The 23,351-nt window shown below is 63.3% G+C and carries 22 protein-coding genes; 6 read left to right on the forward strand and 16 right to left on the reverse strand.

Annotated features, from left to right (window positions below; translation table 11 throughout):
* Window positions 1-310: 310 nt before the first annotated feature.
* Window positions 311-1,495: an extracellular solute-binding protein gene (locus AC1DR6_RS12240; protein WP_476829507.1), complete on the reverse strand. Its 1,185-nt coding sequence runs from the start codon at window positions 1,493-1,495 to the stop codon at window positions 311-313.
* A 30-nt stretch (window positions 1,496-1,525) separates the two neighbouring features.
* Window positions 1,526-2,554: a LacI family DNA-binding transcriptional regulator gene (locus AC1DR6_RS12245; RefSeq protein ID WP_476829508.1), complete on the reverse strand. Its 1,029-nt coding sequence runs from the start codon at window positions 2,552-2,554 to the stop codon at window positions 1,526-1,528.
* A 386-nt stretch (window positions 2,555-2,940) separates the two neighbouring features.
* Here AC1DR6_RS12245 and AC1DR6_RS12250 point away from each other — a divergent pair, with 386 nt between their 5' ends.
* Complete coding sequence (locus tag AC1DR6_RS12250; protein WP_476829509.1) at window positions 2,941-3,150, forward strand: cold-shock protein; 210 nt, start codon at window positions 2,941-2,943, stop codon at window positions 3,148-3,150.
* A 109-nt stretch (window positions 3,151-3,259) separates the two neighbouring features.
* Window positions 3,260-3,490: a hypothetical protein gene (locus AC1DR6_RS12255; RefSeq protein ID WP_476829510.1), complete on the forward strand. Its 231-nt coding sequence runs from the start codon at window positions 3,260-3,262 to the stop codon at window positions 3,488-3,490.
* 283 nt (window positions 3,491-3,773) lie between these two features.
* Here AC1DR6_RS12255 and rsgA read toward each other — a convergent pair whose 3' ends face one another.
* Window positions 3,774-4,817 carry a ribosome small subunit-dependent GTPase A gene (rsgA, locus tag AC1DR6_RS12260; RefSeq protein ID WP_476829511.1) on the reverse strand — a complete coding sequence of 348 codons (1,044 nt, stop codon included), beginning with the start codon at window positions 4,815-4,817 and terminating at the stop codon, window positions 3,774-3,776.
* 259 nt (window positions 4,818-5,076) lie between these two features.
* Between rsgA and AC1DR6_RS12265 the strand changes: the two genes are divergently transcribed.
* Window positions 5,077-5,403, forward strand: a complete 327-nt coding sequence (locus tag AC1DR6_RS12265; protein WP_476829512.1) for a DUF6894 family protein — start codon at window positions 5,077-5,079, stop codon at window positions 5,401-5,403.
* A gap of 42 nt (window positions 5,404-5,445) precedes the next feature.
* Here the strand turns inward: AC1DR6_RS12265 and AC1DR6_RS12270 are convergent, their stop codons facing one another.
* The 3 genes from AC1DR6_RS12270 to AC1DR6_RS12280 form a co-directional block, all read right to left on the reverse strand.
* Complete coding sequence (locus AC1DR6_RS12270) at window positions 5,446-7,266, reverse strand: sensor domain-containing phosphodiesterase (protein ID WP_476829699.1); 1,821 nt, start codon at window positions 7,264-7,266, stop codon at window positions 5,446-5,448.
* 252 nt (window positions 7,267-7,518) lie between these two features.
* The gene (locus tag AC1DR6_RS12275; RefSeq protein WP_476829513.1) at window positions 7,519-7,896 is read right to left on the reverse strand and encodes a hypothetical protein; all 378 of its coding nucleotides are present in this window, start codon (window positions 7,894-7,896) and stop codon (window positions 7,519-7,521) included.
* A gap of 329 nt (window positions 7,897-8,225) precedes the next feature.
* Window positions 8,226-8,615, reverse strand: coding sequence for a pore-forming ESAT-6 family protein (locus tag AC1DR6_RS12280; protein WP_476829514.1), 390 nt, complete (start codon window positions 8,613-8,615; stop codon window positions 8,226-8,228).
* A gap of 307 nt (window positions 8,616-8,922) precedes the next feature.
* Between AC1DR6_RS12280 and AC1DR6_RS12285 the strand changes: the two genes are divergently transcribed.
* Window positions 8,923-10,494 (forward strand): methyl-accepting chemotaxis protein, encoded by a 1,572-nt coding sequence (locus AC1DR6_RS12285; RefSeq protein ID WP_476829515.1) that lies wholly within the window; start codon window positions 8,923-8,925, stop codon window positions 10,492-10,494.
* 95 nt (window positions 10,495-10,589) lie between these two features.
* Here the strand turns inward: AC1DR6_RS12285 and AC1DR6_RS12290 are convergent, their stop codons facing one another.
* From AC1DR6_RS12290 to ehuR, 9 genes are all read right to left on the reverse strand, one after another.
* On the reverse strand, window positions 10,590-11,981 hold the full coding sequence (locus AC1DR6_RS12290) for an aminotransferase (RefSeq protein WP_476829516.1): 1,392 nt from the start codon (window positions 11,979-11,981) through the stop codon (window positions 10,590-10,592).
* 36 nt (window positions 11,982-12,017) lie between these two features.
* A complete protein-coding gene (locus AC1DR6_RS12295; protein ID WP_476829517.1) occupies window positions 12,018-13,541 on the reverse strand; it encodes an NAD-dependent succinate-semialdehyde dehydrogenase in 1,524 nt (507 codons plus the stop codon).
* 126 nt (window positions 13,542-13,667) lie between these two features.
* The gene (ehuA, locus tag AC1DR6_RS12300; protein ID WP_476829518.1) at window positions 13,668-14,447 is read right to left on the reverse strand and encodes an ectoine/hydroxyectoine ABC transporter ATP-binding protein EhuA; all 780 of its coding nucleotides are present in this window, start codon (window positions 14,445-14,447) and stop codon (window positions 13,668-13,670) included.
* Window positions 14,444-15,136 carry an ectoine/hydroxyectoine ABC transporter permease subunit EhuD gene (gene ehuD / locus AC1DR6_RS12305; protein WP_476829519.1) on the reverse strand — a complete coding sequence of 231 codons (693 nt, stop codon included), beginning with the start codon at window positions 15,134-15,136 and terminating at the stop codon, window positions 14,444-14,446. Before ehuD ends, ehuA begins: the two co-directional genes overlap by 4 nt.
* Before the next feature lie 10 nt (window positions 15,137-15,146).
* A complete protein-coding gene (ehuC, locus tag AC1DR6_RS12310) occupies window positions 15,147-15,812 on the reverse strand; it encodes an ectoine/hydroxyectoine ABC transporter permease subunit EhuC (protein ID WP_476829520.1) in 666 nt (221 codons plus the stop codon).
* 72 nt (window positions 15,813-15,884) lie between these two features.
* Entirely contained in the window at window positions 15,885-16,736 is an 852-nt protein-coding gene (gene ehuB / locus AC1DR6_RS12315) for an ectoine/hydroxyectoine ABC transporter substrate-binding protein EhuB (RefSeq protein WP_476829521.1), read from the reverse strand.
* 103 nt (window positions 16,737-16,839) lie between these two features.
* Window positions 16,840-17,853 (reverse strand): N(2)-acetyl-L-2,4-diaminobutanoate deacetylase DoeB, encoded by a 1,014-nt coding sequence (doeB, locus tag AC1DR6_RS12320; protein WP_476829522.1) that lies wholly within the window; start codon window positions 17,851-17,853, stop codon window positions 16,840-16,842.
* Between the two features lie 6 nt (window positions 17,854-17,859).
* Window positions 17,860-19,038 carry an ectoine hydrolase DoeA gene (gene doeA, locus AC1DR6_RS12325; protein ID WP_476829523.1) on the reverse strand — a complete coding sequence of 393 codons (1,179 nt, stop codon included), beginning with the start codon at window positions 19,036-19,038 and terminating at the stop codon, window positions 17,860-17,862.
* Window positions 19,039-19,330: 292 nt separating this feature from the next.
* The gene (gene ehuR / locus AC1DR6_RS12330; RefSeq protein ID WP_476829524.1) at window positions 19,331-20,785 is read right to left on the reverse strand and encodes a MocR-like ectoine utilization transcription factor EhuR; all 1,455 of its coding nucleotides are present in this window, start codon (window positions 20,783-20,785) and stop codon (window positions 19,331-19,333) included.
* 60 nt (window positions 20,786-20,845) lie between these two features.
* Between ehuR and AC1DR6_RS12335 the strand changes: the two genes are divergently transcribed.
* Both AC1DR6_RS12335 and AC1DR6_RS12340 read left to right on the forward strand, forming a co-directional pair.
* Entirely contained in the window at window positions 20,846-21,337 is a 492-nt protein-coding gene (locus AC1DR6_RS12335) for an Lrp/AsnC family transcriptional regulator (protein WP_476829700.1), read from the forward strand.
* A gap of 200 nt (window positions 21,338-21,537) precedes the next feature.
* The gene (locus tag AC1DR6_RS12340; protein ID WP_476829525.1) at window positions 21,538-22,923 is read left to right on the forward strand and encodes an RNB domain-containing ribonuclease; all 1,386 of its coding nucleotides are present in this window, start codon (window positions 21,538-21,540) and stop codon (window positions 22,921-22,923) included.
* A 72-nt stretch (window positions 22,924-22,995) separates the two neighbouring features.
* Here the strand turns inward: AC1DR6_RS12340 and AC1DR6_RS12345 are convergent, their stop codons facing one another.
* Window positions 22,996-23,328 (reverse strand): cupin domain-containing protein, encoded by a 333-nt coding sequence (locus tag AC1DR6_RS12345; protein ID WP_476829526.1) that lies wholly within the window; start codon window positions 23,326-23,328, stop codon window positions 22,996-22,998.
* Between the last annotated feature and the right edge of the window lie 23 nt (window positions 23,329-23,351).

Below are 23,351 nucleotides of genomic sequence, written 5' to 3' on the forward strand. Positions count from 1 at the left end.
TTGCTGTAGCGTTTCCTGGCGCACGTCACTTCCGCCTCAATGGGCGGATTGCATGGCGTGCGAACGCGGCAGCGATAGCCCGCCAACCTTTCACGAAACTTGCGATGGCTGGCCCGTTGCCGGTTTCGTGGACACCGAGATTGGGTGTTTCATGAAACCGGACGTCGCATACGCCGCGAAGACAGTCTGGGCGTGAGTTCAAGATCGAGGCGGTCCACCTAATCGAGGAATCGCGCACACGCGTACACGTCGGAGTGGCGTTTGAGACTGGTTAGACCGCGATGCGGACAAGCCGCACCGCGGGGCGCCTTCACTGCTTTGCTTTATTCCCGGCGATCTCGCGATCCCATTTCTCGAACATCGTCACCAAGGGCTTGGCGTCGAGTGGCGGTTCGGTCGGGTTGTTTGCGATCATGTCGGCATAGTCCGGCCGGCCGAACTTGGCGATCGTCTCCTGGCTCTCCTTCGGCGCCATGTCGATTGTCACACCATGGATCGATGGGCCTGGATACATATAGCCGTGGTCGAACATGTAGGCTTGCTGCGCCGGCTCGAGCAGATAGGCCATCAACGCCAGCGCGACGTCGAGCTTCTCGCCGGTGACGCCTTTCGGGATCGCCATGTAGTTGGCGTCGCCGACCCAGTGGAAGCCCTTCAGCGTCGCTACCTTGAAGCCCTCCGGGACGATGCCAAGATAGCGCGGATTAATGTCCCAGCCGGTGGTGGTTGCGATGATGTCACGCGAGCCGTCGCCGAGCTCCTTCATTGTGGCCGTGGTACCGGACGGATAGTACTCGATGCAGTTATTCATCTCCTTGAGATAGGCCCAGGTCTTGTCCCAGCCCTGGACCGGATCCAGCGGGTCCTTGTCCCCCAGCAGATAAGGCAGACCCATCACGAACGTGCGCCCCGGGCCCGAATTCGCCGGGCGGGCATACATGAAACGATTGGGATGGGCCTTGCACCAGGTCAGGAGTTCTTCCGCCGTCTTCGGCATGTCCTTGATCTTGGCCGGGTCATATTCGAGCAGCGGACCGGAGGGATTCCAGTCGAGCACCATCGCCTGGCCGCGCGCCATCTTCTGCATGGCGTAGGCGCCGGGGATGTAGAGCTTGTCGAGTGGGGGAAAACGGTCGGCGTATTGCGGGAAGATATCGAGCCAGAGATTCTGCTCCATGCCGGCGGCGAGCGCGTCATTCCCCGTCAGGACGAAGTCGATATCGACGCGCCCGGCCTGCTGCTGCGCCTTGAGCTTGCCGGCAAGTTCCGGCGCCGTCGCCTTGGTGAAGACGAAGCGGGCGACGAGCTCGGGATGCTCCTTCTGAAATTTCTCGATCGCGGGCTGGCTGATCTGCAGGTCGCCGGCAACGTCGATCACGCTGATCGTCAACGGCGCCTTGGGCTTCGGCTGAACAGATTTTGGCTGCGCCTGAGCGGCGAGCGGGACGAGCCCGATCAAAGCGGCTGCGGCGGCTAGGATTGACCATCTCGACATCATGTTCTCCCTCGTTATTCGGATAACCGCTCAGGTCCCTGTGGATGCGGCTCGCCCATGTTTCGCGTGTTGGATCGTGAACGGACCGGTACTTTCGCGCTGGACGAGGTGGGTCGGGATGATGAGCGACGCGTCACGCTGCTCACCCGTCTCGATGATCCCCAGCAGCAACTCGACGGCGGCCGCGCCGGCATCGGCGCAATGCGCGTCGATCGTGGTCAGCGGCGGGTAAGTGGTCGCGGCCAGCACATCGTCGAAGCCGACGATGCTGACGTCACGGGGGATGACGAGGCTACGCGCGCTCAAGCCCGCGACCAGCCCTTGCGCGACGACATCGTCGAAGGCGACGGCGGCGCTGACTTCGGCCGCGATCAGCCGCTCGGCTGCTGCCTGGCCAGCCTCATAGGTCGGCCGATAGGCGGGAATAGCCAGCTCCTCAATGCCAAAGCGCCGCGCTATCGCCTTCGCGGCCTGCTCACGCTGCTGGTTCGCCCAGGATGCGGCCGGGCCGCTGACATAGGCGATGCGGCGGTGGCCGAGCGCAAAGAGATGCGTCATCGCCATTTCGATACCGCCGCGCACGTCGATCAGCACACGCGGCACGCCGGCAATGTCTCGGTTGATCAGCACAGTCGGCTTCTGGGCCGCATGGAAGCGGATGCGGTCCTCGTCGAGGCGTGGCGAGGCGACGACGAAGCCATCAACCTGTGGCGTGAACTTCGCGAGCAGGCGATCCTCCCGATCCGGCGTCTCGTCGGAATCGCCGAGGAACACCGCGTAGCCCAGAGCATCGGCCCGCGCCTGCGCGGCACGGATCAGCGGCGGAAAGAAGGGGTTGGCGATATCCGGAACCAGCAGGGCGATGGTGCCGAAGCGCCCCGTGCTGAGTGCTCGCGCAATGCGGTTGGGAACATAGCCCAGCTCATCGGCAACCCGCCTGACCTGCTCGACAACGGCGGCCGTCAAGAGGTCGGGTCGCGTAAAGGCGCGGGAGACCGTCGCCCGAGACACGGCGGCCTTCGCTGCGACATCCCCGATCGTGATCGAGTTCCGTGCCATTTCGTCATGCAACCGGTTGCATAATGGGATGTCAAGTGCTCTACCGCGACCGAAGCGCCATTGAACGCATATTCCCGTGGCTCAAGATTTTCGTGGCGTCGCAGGCCGATATGACCGGCTCTTTGATGTCTTGACCGCCGTCTATAGAGCCCCGATGGTCCGCTGCTGGCGATGAGCCTTCCATAGGCTGGTCGACACTCAGAATATATCCCTTGAAATCTACAGCCGAATACGATAGTTCTGTTCTCATCGAGATTGCTTGGACGGCCTCTATTATTTTCGCGCTTCGGTGCGTTTCTGATGACCCCCCTTTCGAAATCGTTCTGAACCCGCTCGGCACCCTGTCGAACGGGCGACAGAGGTTATGCCAAAAGGAGGGTTTCTCAATGGCCACCGGCACAGTGAAATGGTTCAATTCCACCAAAGGCTTCGGCTTCATTCAGCCTGACGATGGCAGCCAGGATGTGTTCGTTCACATCTCCGCTGTCGAGCGGGCCGGGATGCGCGACCTTGTGGAAGGTCAGAAGATTGGATTTGAGGTCGCTCGCGACAACAAATCGGGCAAAATGGCCGCTGAACAGCTTCAAGCTGCGTAATCTGGTTCTTGTCGCCGTTGACCACGGATGTACTGGCACCAGCGATAGAACCAATCAGAAGGCTGGGCTTACGCCCGGCCTTTTTCTTTGACCTCGTACAAGTGGGACCATGATGATCGAGCTTTCAAAGCAGCGCACCGCAGCCGACAATCAGTTTTTGAAGATCCAGACCCGCTCGCTTTCGTTGGCCAGGATCGTCACGGAAACAGAGCGCGTCAGCCAGCAGCGAGCGGACAACACCGTCAGGTTGAAGGAACTCCGGCTCGCGAAAGAAGCTCTCGATCTACAAGCGGCTCTCGCGATCGCCGCGACCAAGAAAGCGCCGAAAAAACGTCAATAACCGCCGTTGCTCGTTTCGGCGACGGCAGGCCGTATGAGCCGATCCGCCGGATCATGCGACTTCGGTCTCTGTTAGCCGGCCGAGACTGGTCGCGGGCCGAAATAAGTCCTGTCGCTGGGCATGGCGGCGATGGATATTGCTTTTTCCGCTGAGCAAATCAGGCTTGCGCCGCCATTGTAGCGCCGTCGATTTTCAGGGCCACCCGGCATAGCGCGGGACATCGACGAGCATCGCGATCAAGCGAAGCCGAGCTTTTTGCTCAGCCGATCAGCACGGCCGGAGCTTATGACCGGGACGAGAACGGACGCCGCCGACCAGCGCCTCTTCCCCTCGGCCCCCTCACATCCGGTGTATTGGCCCTGTTCTCCTGGTCGAGCTTACGCCAGCGTGCCAGTCGCTCAGGGTCGATCACGCCGTTCGCGACAGCCTCCTGAACCGCGCAGCCTCGTTCGTGGTCGTGGGTGCAGTCGCTGAAGCGGCAGAGCGGACTGAGTTCCGTGATCTCGGCGAACAGCGTTTCGAGACCGGACGTCGCATCGCCGACATGGAGCGTGCGCATGCCCGGCGTGTCGATGACCCAGCCGCCGCCGGCGATCGCGTGCAGCGAGCGCGACGTCGTGGTGTGGCGACCCTTGGCGTCGTGAGCGCGAATCTCGCCGGTCTCCTGCGGCTCACCCTGGTTGGAGCCGGCAAGAGCGTTCACGAGCGTCGATTTACCGACGCCGGACGAACCGACCAGCGCGAGCGTACGGCCTTCGCCGCACCAGGGTGCCAATGCAGCGGCAGCATGAGCGCTACGCGGATTGACGGTTGCAACAACGAGACCGCGTTGCAGGGCCGTTGCCTGGTCAAGATAGGGCTGCGCGTCCGGCACAAGATCGGCTTTGGTCAGCAGGATCACGGGATCCGCCCCGCTCTCATTGGCCAAGGCAAGATATCGCTCCAGACGCGCGACGTTGAAATCATCATTGCAAGATGTGACGATAAATAGCGTGTCTATATTAGCCCCGGCGAGCTGCGGCATCATGCTGCCTTCCGTGCGCCGCGCCAACACCGTCGCGCGCTCCAGCCGGCGCCGTAGCAGATGCGTCCCGGGCTCCACCAAAACCCAATCCCCCACTGTAAAATCGCCTGTATTGGTATGGATGGGCAGCTCGAGCCTTATCGGCCCATCGGGCGTCATCGCGCTCATGCGGGAGCGATGCACATTGGCGATGCGCGCTGGCCGAAAGCCGGCGTCGTCCGGTCCGCATTGATCTGCGAAGAAACCCGTCCAGCCGAGGGCCGCAAGCGACAGCGATGCGGAGATCGTATCGGGTGGATTCATTGTACCGCTCTAACCCCTTGGGCCTGTTCTTCGTTGACGACGATAAGGCGGGTCCGCGCCGGCCTGCAACCGCCCGGAAGACGGGTAGCAGGCGTCGTGCTCGCGGCCGATGGAGGCGAGAGACTGCATCCAGTCTTTGGCTCGATACTACTCGCAGTCTGCACGCGCCTGCCGACTCTGGCTCTGGCACGGTCTTGAAGTGATAGGAACCACCGACTGGCTTCCCCGTTCTGTGAGGGGAGCCACAGGGCCGTGCACAATGCCGAAGTTTGTTTTTACCACCAACACCGACCGCACCCGAGATCGGTCCATCGAGGCCCTGGAGTTTCCTCATGCGAAGGCCGCCATGGACGATGCGCAGGTCGCCTTAGCCGACATGGCCCGCGAACGCCTCCCGAACGGCAATACCGCTGACTTCACGGTAAAGGTCGAGGACGAGACCGGCGATGAAATCTACGTCGCGGAGCTGCACTTCAAGGCCAAAACGAGGAGCGACATGGAGAAGGAGGCGGAGGAGGCGGACTTGGCCGCGCAAGAGGTCGCAGCAGCCTTAAGCACCGGACCCGCCGATGACCGCTCGCGGTAGCGACCCTGGTGAAGACTATCCATGAAGATCGTGGTGGCGCGCTCATGCCTTCGCACGGCCGATGCGCGATGGTAGGTCTGTTGCTTGGCCGACCCCTTGGGCCAGCGGTTGGGCGAACCGCTTCAACAACCCGGTCGCGATGTTGCGATGAACGGCGGGCGAGAATAGGTAGCCTTGGCCCAGCTTGCAGCCGACGTCCGTTAGAAGGTTGGCCTGCGCCTCCGTCTCGACACCCTCGGCTATGATCTTGAGGTCCATCTTGCGCGCGATGTCGACCAGGCCTTCGACGATCGCCAGGCTTGGATCGCCTGGAGCAAGCCGGTCCACGAACGTCTTGTCGATCTTGATGATGTCGACGGGGACCGTAAGCAGGTGCGTCAGCGAGGCGAAGCCCGTCCCGAAATCATCGAGGGCTACGCGCAGGCCATGGCCGCGCAAGGCCTTGATCTCGCGCGCGACGACGGGGTCGCGCTGGCCGAGATAGACAGACTCCGTCACCTCCAGGATGATATGTTTCAGGGAGACGTTCTCCCGACCAAAGGCGGCCTCCAGACGCGTGTGGAGCGTGCCGCTATGGAAGTCGGCAGAGGCTATGTTGATGCCGATATGCTGCAGCGGGATGCCCTGCTCCAGCCAGGAGCGGGCGTCGGCCGCGACGATCGAAACCATGCGTTCCGTCAGTTGCGAAGCGATGCTGACATCGGAGGTAGCTTGGTGGAATGCCGCCGCGGATACGATCTCGCCGCTGGGCTTACGCAGGCGGCATAGTGCTTCCAATCCGACGATTTCGCGGGTGTCCAGTTTTACGATGGGCTGATAATACGCATCGATCCTGCCATCCCGCAGCGCAGCACCGACATCCCGGATGACGTTGACGCGCGTCTCGATCGCGCTACCGATCCCTTTCGAGTACAGCACGAAACGACCCCGCCCGCTTTCCTTGGCGTGATAGAGCGCAAAATCAGCATGTGCACGCACGCTGTCGGCGTCAGGGTCCTCAGAAGAAAGGATCGCGCCGCCAATCGTCGCGCGCGGCATGATCATGTGACCCCCGCACTCGGCCTGCACCGCCAGTGCTTCGAGAATGCAGAGGGCAACGCGCTCGATGTCGGCGAGTGCCTCGGCACGCTGCAAGATCACGGCGAACTCGTCGCCGCCCATTCGGAACACCCGGTCCGGTGACACACTGGCGCTGACCCGCGACGCAACGGTCTGCAGCAAGGCGTCGCCGGTGGCATGACCGAATGTATCGTTGATGATCTTGAGGTTATCGAGGTCAAGCGCAAGCAATGCCCAAGCGCCTGGTTGGGCACAGGATAGTCGCTCCAGCGCGACGTCGAAACCTGCCCTGTTCGGCAAATTCGTCAAGGCGTCGACATAGGCCCGGCGTTCGCGCTCGATGACGCGCTGATGCCTCTCCAAGGCTATGGCGCAAAGGGAGGCGCAGGACTTGACCATGTCCTCCTCACGGCGTGTCGGGCCACGTTTCTCCCGGAAGTAAAACGCGAAGGTGCCGAGGACCGTGCCATCTGCGCCGCAAACCGGCGAGGACCAGCATGCCTTGAGCCCCATTGCCAGGACGGGCTCCTTGAAGTCGGCCCAGCGGAAATCCGTCGCGATATCGGTCACGGAGACAGCCGTCCCGTGATAGGCGGCGCTACCGCAGGAGCCGACCTGGGGGCCGATCATCAGCCCTTCCAGCATCGCGCAATATGTGTCGGGGAAACTTGGGGCGGCGAGTGGATAAAGCAAGCCGTTTCTCTCGACGCGCAAGACCGAACACCAGACACCTGGCAGACGCAGCTCAATCTCGCGACAAAGCCGATCCGTCGTCGCTTCAAGGGTTTCTCCCCTGGCGATCATTTCGAGGATACAGTTCTGGAGCTGCAGCACGGTTGATCGAATCCCCAAATAACCCCCTCCGACAGCACTCCGCTGGCGGAATGAATTTGAGGTGATGAGGCATGCTGAACGATCGCCTAAGGATGATGCTGCCTTTTGACGCTTCAGGTCCCTACGGGCTGCGACCCGGTTCGCGCTGATCATCTTCGCGGTAACCCGCCCTCGATGGCAGCAACGGGCCAAGAGCAGAAGACTTACTGATCGCCGCCAGCTTCAGCGATTGGCCAATCCGCGCTGCTGCCGTTCGCTGCGAATGGTCTCGGCTTGGGCGAGGACTTGGGCACGAAGTCCATCGAGACCCTTCCGCGCTCGTTCGTGCTCCGGGCCGGCGAGCGACGGATCGGGATAGCGGCGATCCCATTCGAGCACTTGCCCGAGAATCGCCGCCAGCCGCGGCACGTCGCCGAAGGCGTATTCGTTGACCGGGCGCCCGATGGCTTCCATGAGGCTCGCGAACAGTGCCGGATCTCCCGATGGGTCCAGACCGGGATGAGAGGCGAGGAAGCTGCGGTAGCGCAATTGTCCGGCGTAGAACCAGAAGGTCGCCTCGTCGCCTCGCCCTGCGGCGAGCAGGGGCGGTGCCTTGAGCATCAACACACTCGGTGCAAGCCGAGCTGCTGCCTCGGCATCATCCGGAAAAGGAAAAGGAATTTGCTGGGCCGCCGCCCGAGGTGCCCATGACAAGATCGGCAAGATGGCGACGAGGGCTCCGCCGCTGCAGATCAACGATCGACGATCCATCCCCGAACCTCGCGTCCCTCGACAGTCCGGGATGCACGCAAAGGTGTGCCGGCCATCGCTATGAAACGACCCGCCGGGCGAGAGCTCGGCGGGTCGAGGCCATGGGATGATAAGCTCTCGGACTTGAGAGCGGCAGGACCCCTGCCTCCCATCGGGCACACGGTCAATGCCAGGTCGCGCTACTTCGGCAGCATCGCTCCGGCTTGCTTCACCGCAGCGCCGATCTGCGTGCAGAGAGGCTGGACCGATCCGCCCTGTGCCTTGGCGGCGGCCTCGATGTCCTGATTGATTCCCATCGCCGAGATCATCCCCTTTCGACCGGAGGCCTCGGCGGCATCGCCCCCGCTCTTGTCCGCCGGTGCCGGCAGCATCCCGAGCATCTTGCGCTGAATCTCCGGAACATCCGCCGTCAGAAAACCCTTGTCAGTGCAGTAGAGGAGGATACCGAGCTGGTTGCGAGCCGCCTGATAGGCCACCGCCTGCTGATCAGCAGCCGTTTGCGCCGAGGCCGACCCGCCACCAGCCAATACGGCTATGGTCATAGCGCATGTGATCGAGAGCTTGTTCATCCGATAATCCTTATTCGACGCCCACACGAAGGATGCGACGCACTGCTTATAAGCCTTATGCGATTGGATTGGGACCTTTGAGACAGCCAATTCTTAAATTGTGCGCACCGGCCGTCTCAAGCGCGTCCATCAAGCCGATGAAGGCCGACCACGCTCCCGGAACGATCGAGCCTTTGGCAAATCAATGAGATTGGGATGCTGTGGGCCAACGGCACACGGGTACCCTGGACGCAGGTGGCAGGCACGAAACATCTCTCGTTAATCCGCCGATGCCAGTTTGTTTCCGCCGATGAATTAGCATCAGATCATGACCTCTGAACAAGCCGTACATGCGCCTCGCATGTCCCACCTCGAGAAGTACGATCTTGCGGTCCAAGCCTGGCTCGGATTACCGCAATTGAACGAGCGGGAAGCCGCGCTTTTGCGGGCTATGCAGGCGGAGGTATTCTGTACCGTCTTGCCACCCGTCATGATTTCGAACATGGCGGCTGCATCGGTGACAGCGTTCGCTGCCGTCTGGTACGGCTGGGTCTGGAGCGCGATCGCATGGCTGTCCAGCGTCTGGGCGATCGGCTTGCTTGGCCTGCATCGAACGCGAGTTCTGGCCCATAAGCGTCTTCAAAAAACTCCCTCGTCGCGTTTCGCGCGGCGCACCATCATCGATTCAAGTGTCATGGCGCTGCCTTGGCTCATTGCAGGATTGTGGCTCAATCCTTCTGTCGTGCCCGGAATGGAATCGCTGATCGCGACAATGCTGGCCGGCCTTGTCTTCGCCGGCATTTTCACGATGGCGAGCATGCCGGCGGCGGCACTGACGTTCTCGGGCATCGTGATGATCGGGCGAATGACCCAGGTTCTGTACACACCGCCCAATGAAGCGGTCGCCAGCCTGGCACTTCTGATCATCTACGTCGTGATCCTGCTGATCTGTCTACGGGCGTTCGCCCAGCTTTACATTGACCGCGTGCAGGCGGAGCTGACGGCCGCGCAACTGCGAAGCGCAGCCCAAGAACGCGCCTCTGGCGAAGAGGAGCGACGACAGCGCATCGAGGGCCAGTCCCAGGAGTTCCACGACGAGGTCGGGGCTATCATAGGGAAGGTTTCTCAATCGGCGGAGCGCACGGCAAGCGCTGCAAACGTCTTAGCCTGCATTGCAAATGCGGCTCATAGCTCCCTCATAGGAGCCATTCAGCAAGTGAGCTCCGTCAACGACGACATCGCCCGCGCACAGGATCGATCACAGCAACTATCGGCGATTGCTACGCAAATCCGCCAGAACGCCAACGGGACGGCCGATCTCGTTCAAGGGGCGGCGACGAGTGTCGACGTTTCGATGATGTGCCGAGACGAGTTGAGTGCGGCTGTCAACGAGATCAGCAAAGTGTCGGAGGTCATCCATACAATCGCGGCCCAGACCAATATGCTCGCCTTGAATGCAACGATCGAGGCCGCGCGGGCGGGAACGGCGGGACGGGGTTTTGCGGTCGTCGCTGGCGAGGTCAAATCCCTGGCGGCGCGCACTGCCGAAGCGACACTTGAGATCGCCTCGAGAATCACAATGGTTCAACAGGCTGCGGACCGGTCGATGAGCGCGATGCAGGATATCGGGAACTCTATCACGTCGATCATCGATGCCTCGAAAGGCATCAGCGCCGCTGCGGACCAGCAGGATCTGACAGTCGACCAGATCACGGATCTGCTGACCCAGGCTGTCCATCAAGCCGGAGCCGCCGCTGAAGCCATGCGTCGTGTCGGAATCGACGCCGAGCACACGTTCGCTCACAGTGCAGGCATTGCCGAGGCCGCATCGGTGGTCGATGGCGAGATCAAGCGTCTCGACCAATCGACCAAGCGATTTTCGGATCGTATCGCGAATTGACCCGGAACTCTGCAAAGCCGCTCAACACCCGAGGAGCGACTGAATAAAGACGTCGCGCACGCAGCTACGACGTCTTTATTCAATGATATCGCCGCTTAAAGCGTATTCGCTACCGCCTCTACAGCATGCCGCGTCGCATCAACGACTTGATCGACCTCCTCCTTCGTGATGCAGAGCGGCGGTGCGAAGCCGAGGATGTCCCCTTGTGGCATGGCGCGAGCGATGACCCCCCGTTCGAGCAAGGCGCTGGCGATCCGGGGGCCGACCTTGTCGGCAGCATCGAAGAAGACGCGATCGTCCCTGTCGCGGACGAACTCGACCGCCGCCAGCATGCCCTCCCCGCGCACCTCGCCGACAAGGGGATGGGCACCGACGGCATCCTTCAGCACCGCATTGAGATAGGCGCCGACTTCGCCTGCATTGCGCACGAGGTCGAGTTCATCGACGAGCTCGAGATTGGCGACGCCCGCCGCCGCGCAAAGGGGATGCGACGAGTATGTCCAGCCATGACCGATCGGCCCGAATTCGTCAGAGGCTTTTTCGAGGACCCGCCAGAACCGCTCCGACACGATGACGCCCGAAAGCGGCGCGTAGGCCGAGGTGAGCCCTTTTGCGATGGTGATCAGGTCCGGCTCGATCCCGTAATGGTCAGAGCCGAACATGCTTCCCAGGCGTCCGAACCCGGTAACGACCTCGTCGGTGATCAGCAGGATATCGTGCCTCTTGAGCACCGCCTGGATCTTCGGCCAGTAGCCAGCGGGCGGCGGGACGATGCCGCCGGTTCCGAGCACCGGCTCGCCAATGAAGGCCGCGATCGTCTCGGGCCCCTCGGCCTGGATCAGCTCCTCAAGTTTGTCGGCGCAATGCTGGGAGAACGCCTCCTCGCTCATGTCGCGATCGGCCCGCCGGAAATAATAGGGTGCTTCGGTATGCAGCACCGGCGCTTTCGGCAGGTCGAAGAGGTTATGGAAAGCCGCCAGGCCGGTGAGGCTTCCGGTCATGATCCCAGAGCCGTGATAGCCGCGCCAGCGCGAGATGATCTTCTTCTTCTCGGGGCGCTTCAGCGCGTTGTTGTAATACCAGACCAGTTTGAGATTGGTCTCGTTGGCGTCAGAGCCGGAGAGGCCGAAGAACACCCGGCTCATGCCTTTGGGCGCCCTGTCGATGATCATCTTGGCGAGGCGGATCGACGGCTCGGAGCCGTGCCCGGCATAGGCGTGGTAATAGGGCAGCTTTGCGGCCTGTTCGGCGATGGCATCGGTGATCGATTTGCGACCGTAGCCGACATTTACGCAGTAGAGGCCAGCGAAGGCGTCCAGGCTTTTCCTGCCGTTGCGATCAACGATGAAGACGCCCTCGCCGCCGGTGATGATGCGATTGGGGGTCTCGCCGCGGGCATGCTGGCCCATATGCGTCGACGGGTGGAAAAAATGGTCGCGGTCCCAGGCGTCCAGTTCGTTGTCGGCGCGGGGGGGCTGATCGAGCATGACGATGTGTCCTTATCTGATGCGGAAAAGGATGCCTCAGCTGAGGTCGAGGCAGACATATTTGAGGTCGGTGAAGGCCTCGAGCCCGTGTCGCGAACCCTCGCGACCAAGGCCGGACTGCTTCACGCCGCCGAACGGGACCGGCGCGCCGGTGATCTTCACGCGGTTGATCGCAACCATGCCGTAGTCGAGCGCCTTGGCCATGCGGGCGGCCCGGGCCCCGTCGCGGGTCACGACATAGGCGACGAGGCCGTATTCGGTCTCGTTGGCCCTGGCGACGACCTCATCCTCGTGGTCGAACGGCGCGATCGCGGCCACAGGCGCGAAGGTTTCCTCGCGCATGATCAGCGCTTCGTCGGGCACGTCCGCGAGCACGGTCGGACACAGGAACAGCGGGCCGGGCATGGTGCGGTCGCAGGTCAGGCGCCGGGCACCACGGGCCAGGGCGTCTGTGATCTGCGCTTCCGCTTTCTGTTTCGCCGCCGCGTGCATCAACGGGCCGATCTCGACACCATCATCGAAGCCGGGGCCGACGCGAAGGGCCGCGACCCGTTCGGCAAAGGCGCTGCAGAAGCAATCATAAAGCCCGCGCTGAACGTAGATCCGGTTCGCGGCCAGGCAATCCTGCCCGGACGTCGCGAATTTGGCGTCCATTGCGATCGCGACCGCACGCTCGAGATCGGCATCGTCAAAGACGATCAGAGGGGCGTGACCGCCCAGCTCCAGCACCACGCGCTTGACGGTCGCGGCCGCTTTGCCCGCCATGAGCCGCCCGATTTCGGTCGATCCAGTGAAACTGACGGCCCGCACGCGTGTGTCGGTGCAGTAGATCTCCGCGATCGGCCCCGCCTCGCCGGTGACGATATTGAACACACCTGCGGGCAAGCCTGCCTGGTCGGCTAGTTCGGCCAGCGCCAGCGCCGAGAGCGGCGTCTGCGAGGACGGATGGACGACCACCGTGCAGCCGGCAGCCAATGCCGCCGCCGCTTTCCGCGTCAGCATGGCGGAGGGGAAATTCCAGGGAGTCAGCAGCGCCGCGACACCCACCGGCTCCCGTGAGAGCGCCATCTGCGCGCCCGTCAGATGGCTGGTGACGCCTTCGACATTCGGACGCAGCGCTTCCTCTGCATAATAGGCGATGAACTCGGCGGCATAGGCGATCTCCCCGCGCGATTCCGCCAGCGGCTTGCCCTGTTCCAGGGTCATCAGCAGCGCGAGATCTTCAGCCGCCGCCAGCATCAACGTGTGCCAGCGCCGCAGCAGGGCCGCCCGCGCCTGTGGCAGCAGAGCCTTCCAGCCCGGGAACGCCGCGTGGGCGGCGTCGATCGCCCTCGATGCTTCGGCCGATCCCAAGGCCGCGACCTGAGCGACGACCATGCCGCTCGCGGGATCGGTGACAGGAAAGACCTCGCCGTCCCGCCCGGCGGTCCAGCGCCCATCGATATAGGCGCGGTGTTTAAGCAGCCGCCGATCAGCGAGGCGTGACAGGCCGGGGTGACAGGCCGGCGGCTCAAGCCCGCCATGGCGGGCTTGGCCGTCTTGATCGCTCAATACGTTCATGATCGCGTTCCCTCGGCTCATGACGAGCCTAGGCGGATCGAGGCCGGGACAGCTTCCGAAGAACCGGCGGTCCGCCGATGGAGTCTCGAAAGATCGATGTCCCACCGAGATAGTCTCGGCGCCGACTCATCCCAGCACCGAGGCGAGGAATTCACGCGTCCGCGGCTGTTCCGGCGCGCTGAAGATGCGTTCCGGATCGCCTTGTTCGCAGATGCGGCCCTTTTCGAAGAAGCAGACCCGATCCGACACCTCGCGCGCGAAGCGCATCTCATGCGTCACCAGCAGCATGGTCAGGTCGTGCTCGCTGGCGAGCCCGCGGATGACGGAGAGCACCTCGCCGACGAGTTGCGGGTCGAGCGCCGAGGTCGGTTCGTCGAAGAGCAGCACGCGTGGTCGCATGGCGAGAGCGCGCGCGATGGCCACGCGTTGCTGCTGGCCACCCGAGAGCTGCGAGGGGAAATGATCCTTCTTATCGGCGAGCCCGACCATGGCGAGCAGATCGATGGCCCGGCATTCGGCCTCGCCGCGCGGCAGGCCGAGAACCCGTATCGGCGCCTCGGCGACGTTGCGCAGTACGCTCATATGCGGAAACAGGTTGAAGCTCTGGAAGACCATACCGACATGGCTGCGGATCTGGCGCAGATGCCGGTCCGACGCCTTGAAGGGACCGCGCCCGGCAGGCTCCTGATAGGACATGCCGGCGAGCGTCAGGCGGCCCTCCTGGAACGGCTCCAGTGTCATCAGAATTCGCAACACCGTCGATTTGCCCGATCCGGACGGGCCGATCAGCGTCACCTTCTCGCCCTGAGCGACCGAGAAGTTGAAATCGTCGAGCACCGTCAGCGCGCCGAAACGCTTGGTCACGCCGGCAAACTCGATGATAGGCGCCTGGGCCATGTCGGTCATCGCAGCGGTATCCCGGCTTTCGGCAAGATCTTTTGCAGGCGGTGCAGGCCGGCCGAACAGATCAGCGTCAGGAGAAGGAAGATTACGCCGACCAATGTCAGCGGGACGAGGTACTCGAATGTGCGCTCGCCGATCATGCTGGCGAGCCCCATCATCTCCAGCACCGTGACGACCGAGAGCACGGGCGTTTCCTTGATCATTGCTACGAGATAATTGCCCATCGCGGGCAGGATGCGGGGGACGATCTGCGGCACGACGATGTCGCGATAGATCTGGGCTCGCGAGAGGTTCAGCGCCGTCGCCGCCTCCCACTGCCCGCGCGGCACGGCTTCGATGCCGCCGCGATAGACCTCGGAGGTGTAGGCCGAATATTGTAGCCCGAGCGCGAGCGCGCCACTCAGGAAGGCCGGCAGGGTGATGCCATAATCCGGGAGCACGTAATAAAGCACGAAGAGCTGCACGAGCAGCGGCGTGTCCCTCAGGAACTCGACCACGGCGACCGTGGCCCATGATACCGTCCGGTAGCGGCTGCGTCGCAGCAGCGCGAAGACGAGCCCCAATGTCAGCGCAATCGCGAAGCCGGCTGCGGCCGCCTGAAGCGTCACGGTGAGACCGATCAGGATGATCGGCAGGATCGACGTGAGGTAAGTCAGCGTCGTCGTCGTATCCCACGCGAAGCCGTACATCATGCGACGGCTCTCACGAATGTGCCGCGCGTGGGAAGGCGGCGCCGCGACGGGCCAGCCGCTCGATCAGCTTCATGATCAGCATCAGCACCAGCGACATCGCGAAATAGCCGATGAGCGTCAGCGAGTAGACCCCGGCGCTGTCGAGGGTCAGATTGCGGATTGACTGGGCGCGGAAGGTCAGGTCGGCGATCGAGATCAGCGACACGAGCGACGAGAGTTTCAGCGTCTCGATCGCGAGATTGCCGAAAGCCGGCATCATCTCGACCAGCGCTTGCGGGAGGGTGATGCGAACGAGCGTTTGCGCGCGGCCGAAATTCAGGGCCCGAGCCGCCTCGTGCTGCTGCAGCGCAACCGACTGCAGCGCACCGCGCACGATCTCCGACCCATAGGCACCGGTATGCAGCGCAAGCGCCAGAATGCCGGTCGTCACAGGCTCCAGGCTCAGGCCGACCAGCGGAAGCGCATAGTAGAACCAGAACAGCTGGACAAACAGCGAGGTGCCCCGGAAAATCTCGGTGTAGCAAAGCGCCAGCAGCGAGATGAAGCGCCCACCCTCCACGCGCGCAATGCCCGCCAGGAAGGCGATGGCGGCCCCGATAAGGATCGCCGCCGCCGTGATCGATGCCGTCACCAGCGCGCCGCGCGATAGCGCGGGCAGATAGCCTAGCCATTCCATCCCGGGCTCCCTTTTATCGTGCCGCGATGGCCCCGCCCCCCGCGAGGGCGGGCGGAGCCGGCTATCGATGTCTTACTTACCGGCGCAGAGATCCTCGACTTTGCGCTCTGCCGCGGCCTTGGTGCTGGCCTCGGACAGTCCGTAGGTCCCAAGGGTCTTCTTGTATTCGTCGGTCTTGCGGTACTCGACCAGCGCCGTATTAAACGCGTCGCGCAGCTCCTTGTCCTCGGGCCGGAAGGCGAAACCGCCGAAATTGCGCACCGGCTTGCCGTTCACCACCGGATCGGTAAAGGGCGCGACCTGCTCGACATTGGCCTGACCCTTGGCAAGCGAGGCGACGGTGAGTTCGGTCGCCGCATAGGCGTCCGCGCGGCTCTGGACGGTCGCCAGCGCATCGGCATTGGCGGTGATGAAGATCACCTGGCTGTCCTTGACCCCGACGGCGCGCAGGAAATCGATATTGTTGGCGCCGGAAACGACGGCGACCTTCAGCGACGGGTCCTTGGCGATGTCGGCATAGGTGGTGAGCTTCTTCGGGTTGCCCTTCTTCACCAGCAGGCCCTCGCCATAGGACGAATTCGGTTCCGTGAAGGACACCTGCTTGCAGCGCTCGGCGGAAATATTCTGCTCGGCGGCTGCGAAGTCGAAGCGCCTGGCCTTGAGCCCGGGGATCAGCGTGCCGAACGGCGTAACCGTCCAGTTGACCTCGTTCACGCCCATCTTCTTGAGCACTGCATTGGCGACATCGGGCCCGATGCCGGCCGAAGTGCCATCGTCCTTCATGTAGGAATAGGGCACCTCGTTGGCGGTCGCGGCGCGGATATAGCCCTGATCCTTGACATCCTTGAGCGTGGTAGCGCCGGCGGCTGCGAGGCCGGCGGCGAAGGCGAGAGCGGACAATCCGGCGATTTTCAGGAACGGCATGGTCATTCTCCTCTGATGATGATGTGTCCGCGTGCCGATTGGCTCGGGTCTCTGGCGTTGGCCGCCGGCGGATGGGAGTTGGGCCGTTCCCGGCCGAGGCTCTTCAGGGCGCCTCCGTCAGGACGGTTAGAACCGACAGGCAATCGCCGGCCTTGATCAAACCGGGCACATGGCGAGCTGCGAGAACGCCATCCATCGCGGCGCGGTAGTCTGCCGGCGCCGACCCGGTGCGACCGATCGGATAGATCTGCGCGATGAGATCGCCGGCGCGCACCGCCTCGCCGAGATTGCGCGCGAACACGACCAGCCCATCATCCTGCGCAAAGGCGAAGCAGTCGCCTGATGGCATGTCGAGCCACTTCGTTGGCGAGGGCTCCAGCGGACCCGCGAGGATTCCAGCATGCTTGAGGAGGTTCGTGGCGCCGCGTCGGGCGATGGCGATGCTGCTCGCACTGGCTGTCCCGGCGCCGCCAAGCTCGGTCGTAACGAAGACCTTGCCCATCCCTTCGACGGTGGTGTCCAGCATGCCGACGGCGTCGATCTCGAGCATCTTCATCGAATACGGAGCCGCAAAGGCCGCGACAGCCGCGAAGCAGCGCTCTTCCTGCCGTTTGTCGGGCAGCTCGTGGGCTGCGGCATAGGGCAGGAAGTCGAGCGTCCGGCCGCCAGAATGAAAATCGAGCACGATATCTGCCAGCGGCAGGAGGTGGCGCGTAACGTAGTCGGCAATCTTCTCCGTCACCGTGCCATCCGGACGGCCCGGAAAGCTGCGGTTGAGATTGCCTTTGTCGATCGGCGAAGTCCGCGTCCCGGCCCTGAAGGCCGGATAGTTCAGCGCCGGCACGATGATGACGCGGCCCGAGACCTGGCTTGCGTCCAGCGTATTCGCCAGTTCGAACAGCGCCGCCGGCCCCTCGTACTCGTCGCCATGGTTGGCGCCGGTCAGGAGCGCCGTCGGCCCCTCACCGTTCGCGATGATGCAGATCGGGATCATCACCGAGCCCCAGGCGCTGTCGTCGCGGCTGTAGGGCAGGCGCAGATGGCCGTGCTGGACGCCCCGGCCGGCGAAATCGACCGTCGCGGCGATGGGTGAGGGACGAAGCGCCGCGCTCGACATCGTGGGTCAGTCCTTCACGAAGAGCTGGCGGGGCACGTTCGACAGGCACTCCACGCCCGTCCGCGTGATCGCAATGCTCTCGGTGATCTCGAGGCCCATGTCCTCCAGCCAGAGCCCCGTCATGAAATGGAAGGTCATGCCGGGCTTCAACTCCGTCCGGTCTCCGGGTCTCAGGCTCATCGTGCGCTCGCCCCAATCGGGCGGATAGGACAGCCCGATCGGATAGCCGGTCCGGTTGTCCTTGATGATGCCGTAGCGCTTCAGCACGGCGAAGAAGGCGTTTGCGATGTCCTCGCAGGTGTTGCCGGGTTTCGCCGCGGCAAGGCCTGCCTCCATCCCTTCCAATGTCGCTTTTTCGGCGTCGAGGAAGGCCTGGGTCGGCTTGCCCAGGAAGACCGTGCGCGAGAGCGGGCAATGATAGCGTTTGTAGGCGCCGGCGATCTCGAAGAACGTGCCCTCGCCCAGCCGCATCGGCTTGTCGTCCCAGGTGAGATGCGGTGCGGAGGCGTCGGCGCCCGAGGGCAGCAGCGGCACGATCGCCGGATAATCGCCGCCAAACTCGGCCGTTCCACGAATTCCGGCGTCGTAGATCTCGGCGACGAGATCGCATTTGCGCATGCCGGGCTCGATGACCTCGACGATGCGCTCATGCATCAACTCGACGATGCGCCCGGCCTTGCGCATGTAATCGAGTTCGGTTGCGCTCTTGACCGCGCGCTGCCAGTTCACCAGCCCGCCCGCATCCTTGAAACGGGCATTCGGCAGGTGCTTCTGCAACGAGGCGAAGGCCGCCGCGGAGAAATAGTAATTGTCCATCTCGACGGCGATGGAGAGCCTGTCCCAGCCGCGTTCGGCGATGATCTGCGCCAGCAGGTCCATCGGGTGGCGCTCGGTCGACTGAACGTAATGATCGGGATAGCCCATGATGTTGTCATGGCCGAGATAGGCCGTGCGCTTGGCGCCGTTCGCGTCCTGCTTGCGCCCGTACCAGATCGGCTCGCCGCTCGGCGGCACGAGCACGCATTGGTGGACGTAAAACGACCAGCCATCGTAGCCCGTCAGCCAGTGCATGTTGGATGGGTCGGTGACGACCATCAGCTCGATGCCCGCCCGCTCCATCGCGGCCCGGGTCTTGGCGAGGCGCTCGGCATACTCCTCGCGCGAAAAATTCAGCGTCACGGTCACGCAGCGTCTCCCGCTTCAGCGTTGGTGTCGATGAAGGGGACGTCACCAAGGGCGCGCGCTCGACCCACCCGGCAATTCGCGCGGCGGCGGCTTGGACCTCGATGAGTCCGACGAAGACCGGCCGAGGCCTGCGGCACGGCAAGGCGATCAATGACGGTGATAGCAAGGTGCGGTTGGGTCACTGGCATTCCCCTCTCGCTTGTCATGCTGCGAGAGCGGTTATTTCATGTCAATTATTATATTGTCATGATTCAATTCGGGCTTGTCTTGACCTGTAGTGCCGCGCGGCTTTCTAGCCGATTGCGCCGATGTCGAAGACCGGCGGCAGCTGCTCGAATGTCTGCCGGACCGTCGCCAGCGTCAGTTCCAGCAATGCATGACTTATCCGCCCGCCCAGGCAGATCCGAATCCCGCCGCCATGACCCGCGCCAGCGACAAATGGGTCGGACGGCGTCACGGCGATGCGCCGATCGGCGAGCGAGCGCGTGAGGCTGTCTTCGGTCCAATGCGCGGGAACCTTGAGCCATGCGCAAAGTGACAGCGGGTGGCTCGATGCGACATGCTGACCAAGCGTCTCCGTGACGATGTGCTGGCGCGCCCTCGCCTCCTCGCGCTGGACGACGAGCAGCCTTTGCGCGGTCCCATCCTCGACCCAGCGCGTCGCGATCTCGGCCGGCAAATAGGTGCCGCTCCAGCTGGTCACGCGCAGGATCGAGGCCGCGCGGATCGAATATTGTGGCGGCACCACGAGATAGCCGACACGCAGGCCGGTCAGCACCGTTTTGGTAAAGCTCGTGAGGAAGAAGCCAAGATTGGGCAGCATGCCGGTGATCGACGGCAGCGGCTCGGGAATCAACGGCTTGTAGACTTCGTCCTCGACGACAAACACGCCATGGCGCTGCGCGACATCCGCGAGAGCGCGTCGGCGCTCGGGACCGGCAACGTGGCTGGTCGGATTGTTGAGTGTCGGGATGAGGACAAGCGCGCGGACGCCGCCAGCCCGGCAAGCCGCCTCAAATGCATCGGGGAGAATACCTTCCTCGTCCGTGGCCAAGCCCCTGAGGCTGAAGCCGAGGATGGTGGCGAGGCCGATGATGCCGTGATCGGTCAAGTTCTCGGTGAGAACGAGGTCGCCGGCGCGAACCACGCAGGCGAGCGCCAGAAAGAGGGCATGCGCCGCGCCATTGGTAATCAGGATGCGTTCTGCGGAGGTCTCGACACCAAGGGGAGCCAACCAGAGCCGCGCCGTGTCTCGATGGCGGTCAAGACCCGCGATCGGCCGGCATGGCCGCATGAAGGCACCGGTATCGCCCGCGGCCATATCCGCCAACGCTTGGCGCGATGCAGCCTCATGAGCTTCGAGATAAACGCCTCGCACGATCGAGAGATCGATAACCTCGGTCGGGCTGCGGTCCAGCATCAGCCGTCCGGCCTGCTCGGTGACGCGGCGCTTCACAAAAGTCCCGCGCCCGACCTCGCCGCTGAGATAGCCAAGGCGCTCGGCCTCCTTGTAGCTCAGGCTGACGGTCTGGACGGAAATCCCGATCTCGCGGGCAAGATCGCGATGCGTCGGCATCCGGTCCATCGGCTTCAGGATACCGGCCTCGATATCGCCGATGATGCGCTCGGTCAGCGCGGCATGCTTGGTCGCGCCTTTTTCCCTCTTCAGGGTCGGGCGCCATTCGACAGGCTTCTCGACACTGGGAGGGGGCGTGTTGCCGAAGGGCCGCTCGGCTTGACGGGCCATGGAATTGTCTCGTTCTTAGAGGATGGAATTCATGACATTATGCACCCCCGGTCCCCGAAGATGAAGCTCGATAGTATCGATCTCAAGATCGTCGCCGCCCTGCAGCGCGACGGCCGCATGACCAAGCTCAAGCTTGCCGAAACGGTGGCGCTGTCGCCGGCCGCCTGCTGGGAGCGGCTGCGCCGGATAGAAAAGGCCGGCGTGATCCGAGGCTATACCGCGATCGTCGAGCTGAATCCGGAGGCACCGCGAACGACTGTGATCGTCGAGATCAGCTTGAAGAGCCACCAACAGGCGGATTTCCGCCGCTTCGAAGAGGCGGTATCGCGGGAGCCTTCCATCGTCGCCTGCGACGCGACCGGCGGCGGCATCGACTACATCATGCGCGTCGTCACGCCCGACATCGGCAACTACCAGCGGCTCATGGATCGGTTGCTGGAATTGGCGATCGGTATCGAGCGCTACTACTCTTATGTCGTGACCAAGAGCGTCCCGACCGGAATAAAGTTGATGCCGGGTAGCACCACACCGGCTGAGGGACGTCGCATATGAATATCTGCTTGCGGGCAAAATCTGGGTCTTTCATCCTTGATAGGTCGCCGCGCCGCCATTGGCTTGAAAGCGGAGAACGCGTCATGGCTGAATTTCTTCAATCGTGAGTACCTCCCTTTAAGTTGCGGGATTTGAATTGAGGTGGCGCGGCTCACCGAGACTCCTCGGCGAAAACGCGTGATGTTAGGACTGCGGGCTGGATGAAGACACTCATCGACACGACGGATGCCCTGGTCGGAGGGCTGGCTGCGATCCGCCAGCAGTTCGCCGTACCCGATGGGTTCCCGCCGGCTGTTCTCGCGGCCGCGGAGGCCGCGACCCGCAAGGCTCCGGCCGATCACGTCGATCGCACGGAGGTCCCCTTCGTCACGCTCGACCCCGCGACATCGATGGATCTCGACCAGGCGTTTGCGATCGAGCGCAGCGGCAATGATCTCCTGCTGCACTACGCCATCGCGGACGTCGCCTGGTTCGTCGAGGACGGCGATCCTGTCGATCGCGAAGCCTGGCAGCGCGGGACCACACTCTATCTGCCGGACGGCAAGGCCGGGCTGTATCCGCCTGTGCTGTCGGAGGGCGCTGCGAGCCTGCTTCCGGGCGTGCCGCGCCCTTCGATCATCCTGACGACGCGCGTCGATGCCGATGGCTACGTTCGTCTCGAAAGTGCCGAACGCGCGCTCATCAGCAGCCGGGCGAAGCTAGCCTATGACAAGGTTCTTGCTACCGAACTGCCGCCCGATTTCGACGAGTTCGCGAGGCGCATCGAGGCAGCCGAGATCAGGCGTGGCGCAGCCCGCGTCGATCCGCCCGAACAAGATGTCGAACCTGTTGGGGACGGTCGCTATGAGCTGATGTTTCGTCCCCGGCTGCGTGCCGAAGATCGGAACGCCGCATTGTCGCTGGCGGCCAATCTCGCCGTTGCCGACGCGCTGCTGGCCGCTCGTACAGGCCTCTTCCGTGTCATGCCCGAGCCGGATTCGAAGGCGGTCCAGCGCCTGCGGCAGACAGCGAAGGCCTTGGGGCTGACATGGCCAGACGCGGAAACGCTCGTTGCCTTCGACAAGACACTCGATCCAGCCGACAGCCGCCATGCCGCTTTTATGCTCGCCGTGCGGCGGGCGAGCGGCGGCGCGGGTTATGTCCCCTATCGCGAGGGCATCGTGCCCTGGCATGCGCCGATGGCGGCGACTTACGTCCATGCCACCGCGCCGCTGCGCCGCCTGGCTGATCGCTATGTCCTGCGCGCCGTGCTCGCGGTCGCGAACGGCCAGCCAGTCCCGACTCCTGTTTCCGATGCCTTCGAGCGGCTTTCTCCGGTGATGGCAAAAGCCGACGCGCGCGACGGGCAGATCGACCGCACCGTCGTTGCGCTGGCTGAATCGGTCATGCTTAGGGGTCAGGAAGGCACTGTGTTCGAGGCGGTCGTCACCGATATGGACGAGCACGGCCTGCGCATTCAGCTGCGTGACTGGCCGATCGTCGCGCGCGTTCGGGGCTTGGGTGCGGAACCGGGCGACGCCATCAAGGTCAGCTTGACCGCCGTCGATCCCCAACGCCGCACGATTGACTTCGAACGGATAAGCTGACGGACGGCAGCTCGACACTGTCCTTCGTATGGCCCGCCCTATCAAGCACCCCGCCAGCGGCGCCTATCTCTTTCAGGCGTATTCGGGTCTTTTCGGGGTGAACACGTCAAGATTGATCACCGGCTCGTCTCCGACGACCTCGCCCCAGTGTTCGACATTGGAGGGGATCAGGACCAGCCCGCCGGGCCCGATCAGGTGCTCCTCCCCGTCGATGAAGAAGCGGATCGTGCCGCTGACGATATAGGCGATCTGCTCATGGGGGTGGCTGTGAGGTTTGGGCTCGTGGCCGGGCATCAGCCGATGCAGCGCCACCGTCGCGGCATTGCCGGAAAAGCCCTTGCGATCCACCCCCGGACGCACCGGCGTCCATGGAATTTGGCTCCAATCGATCTTGTGAATGTCCATGGCGGTTCTCCCCGATGATGGTG

It is taken from the genome of Allobosea sp. P5_A5 (genome assembly GCF_056400625.1).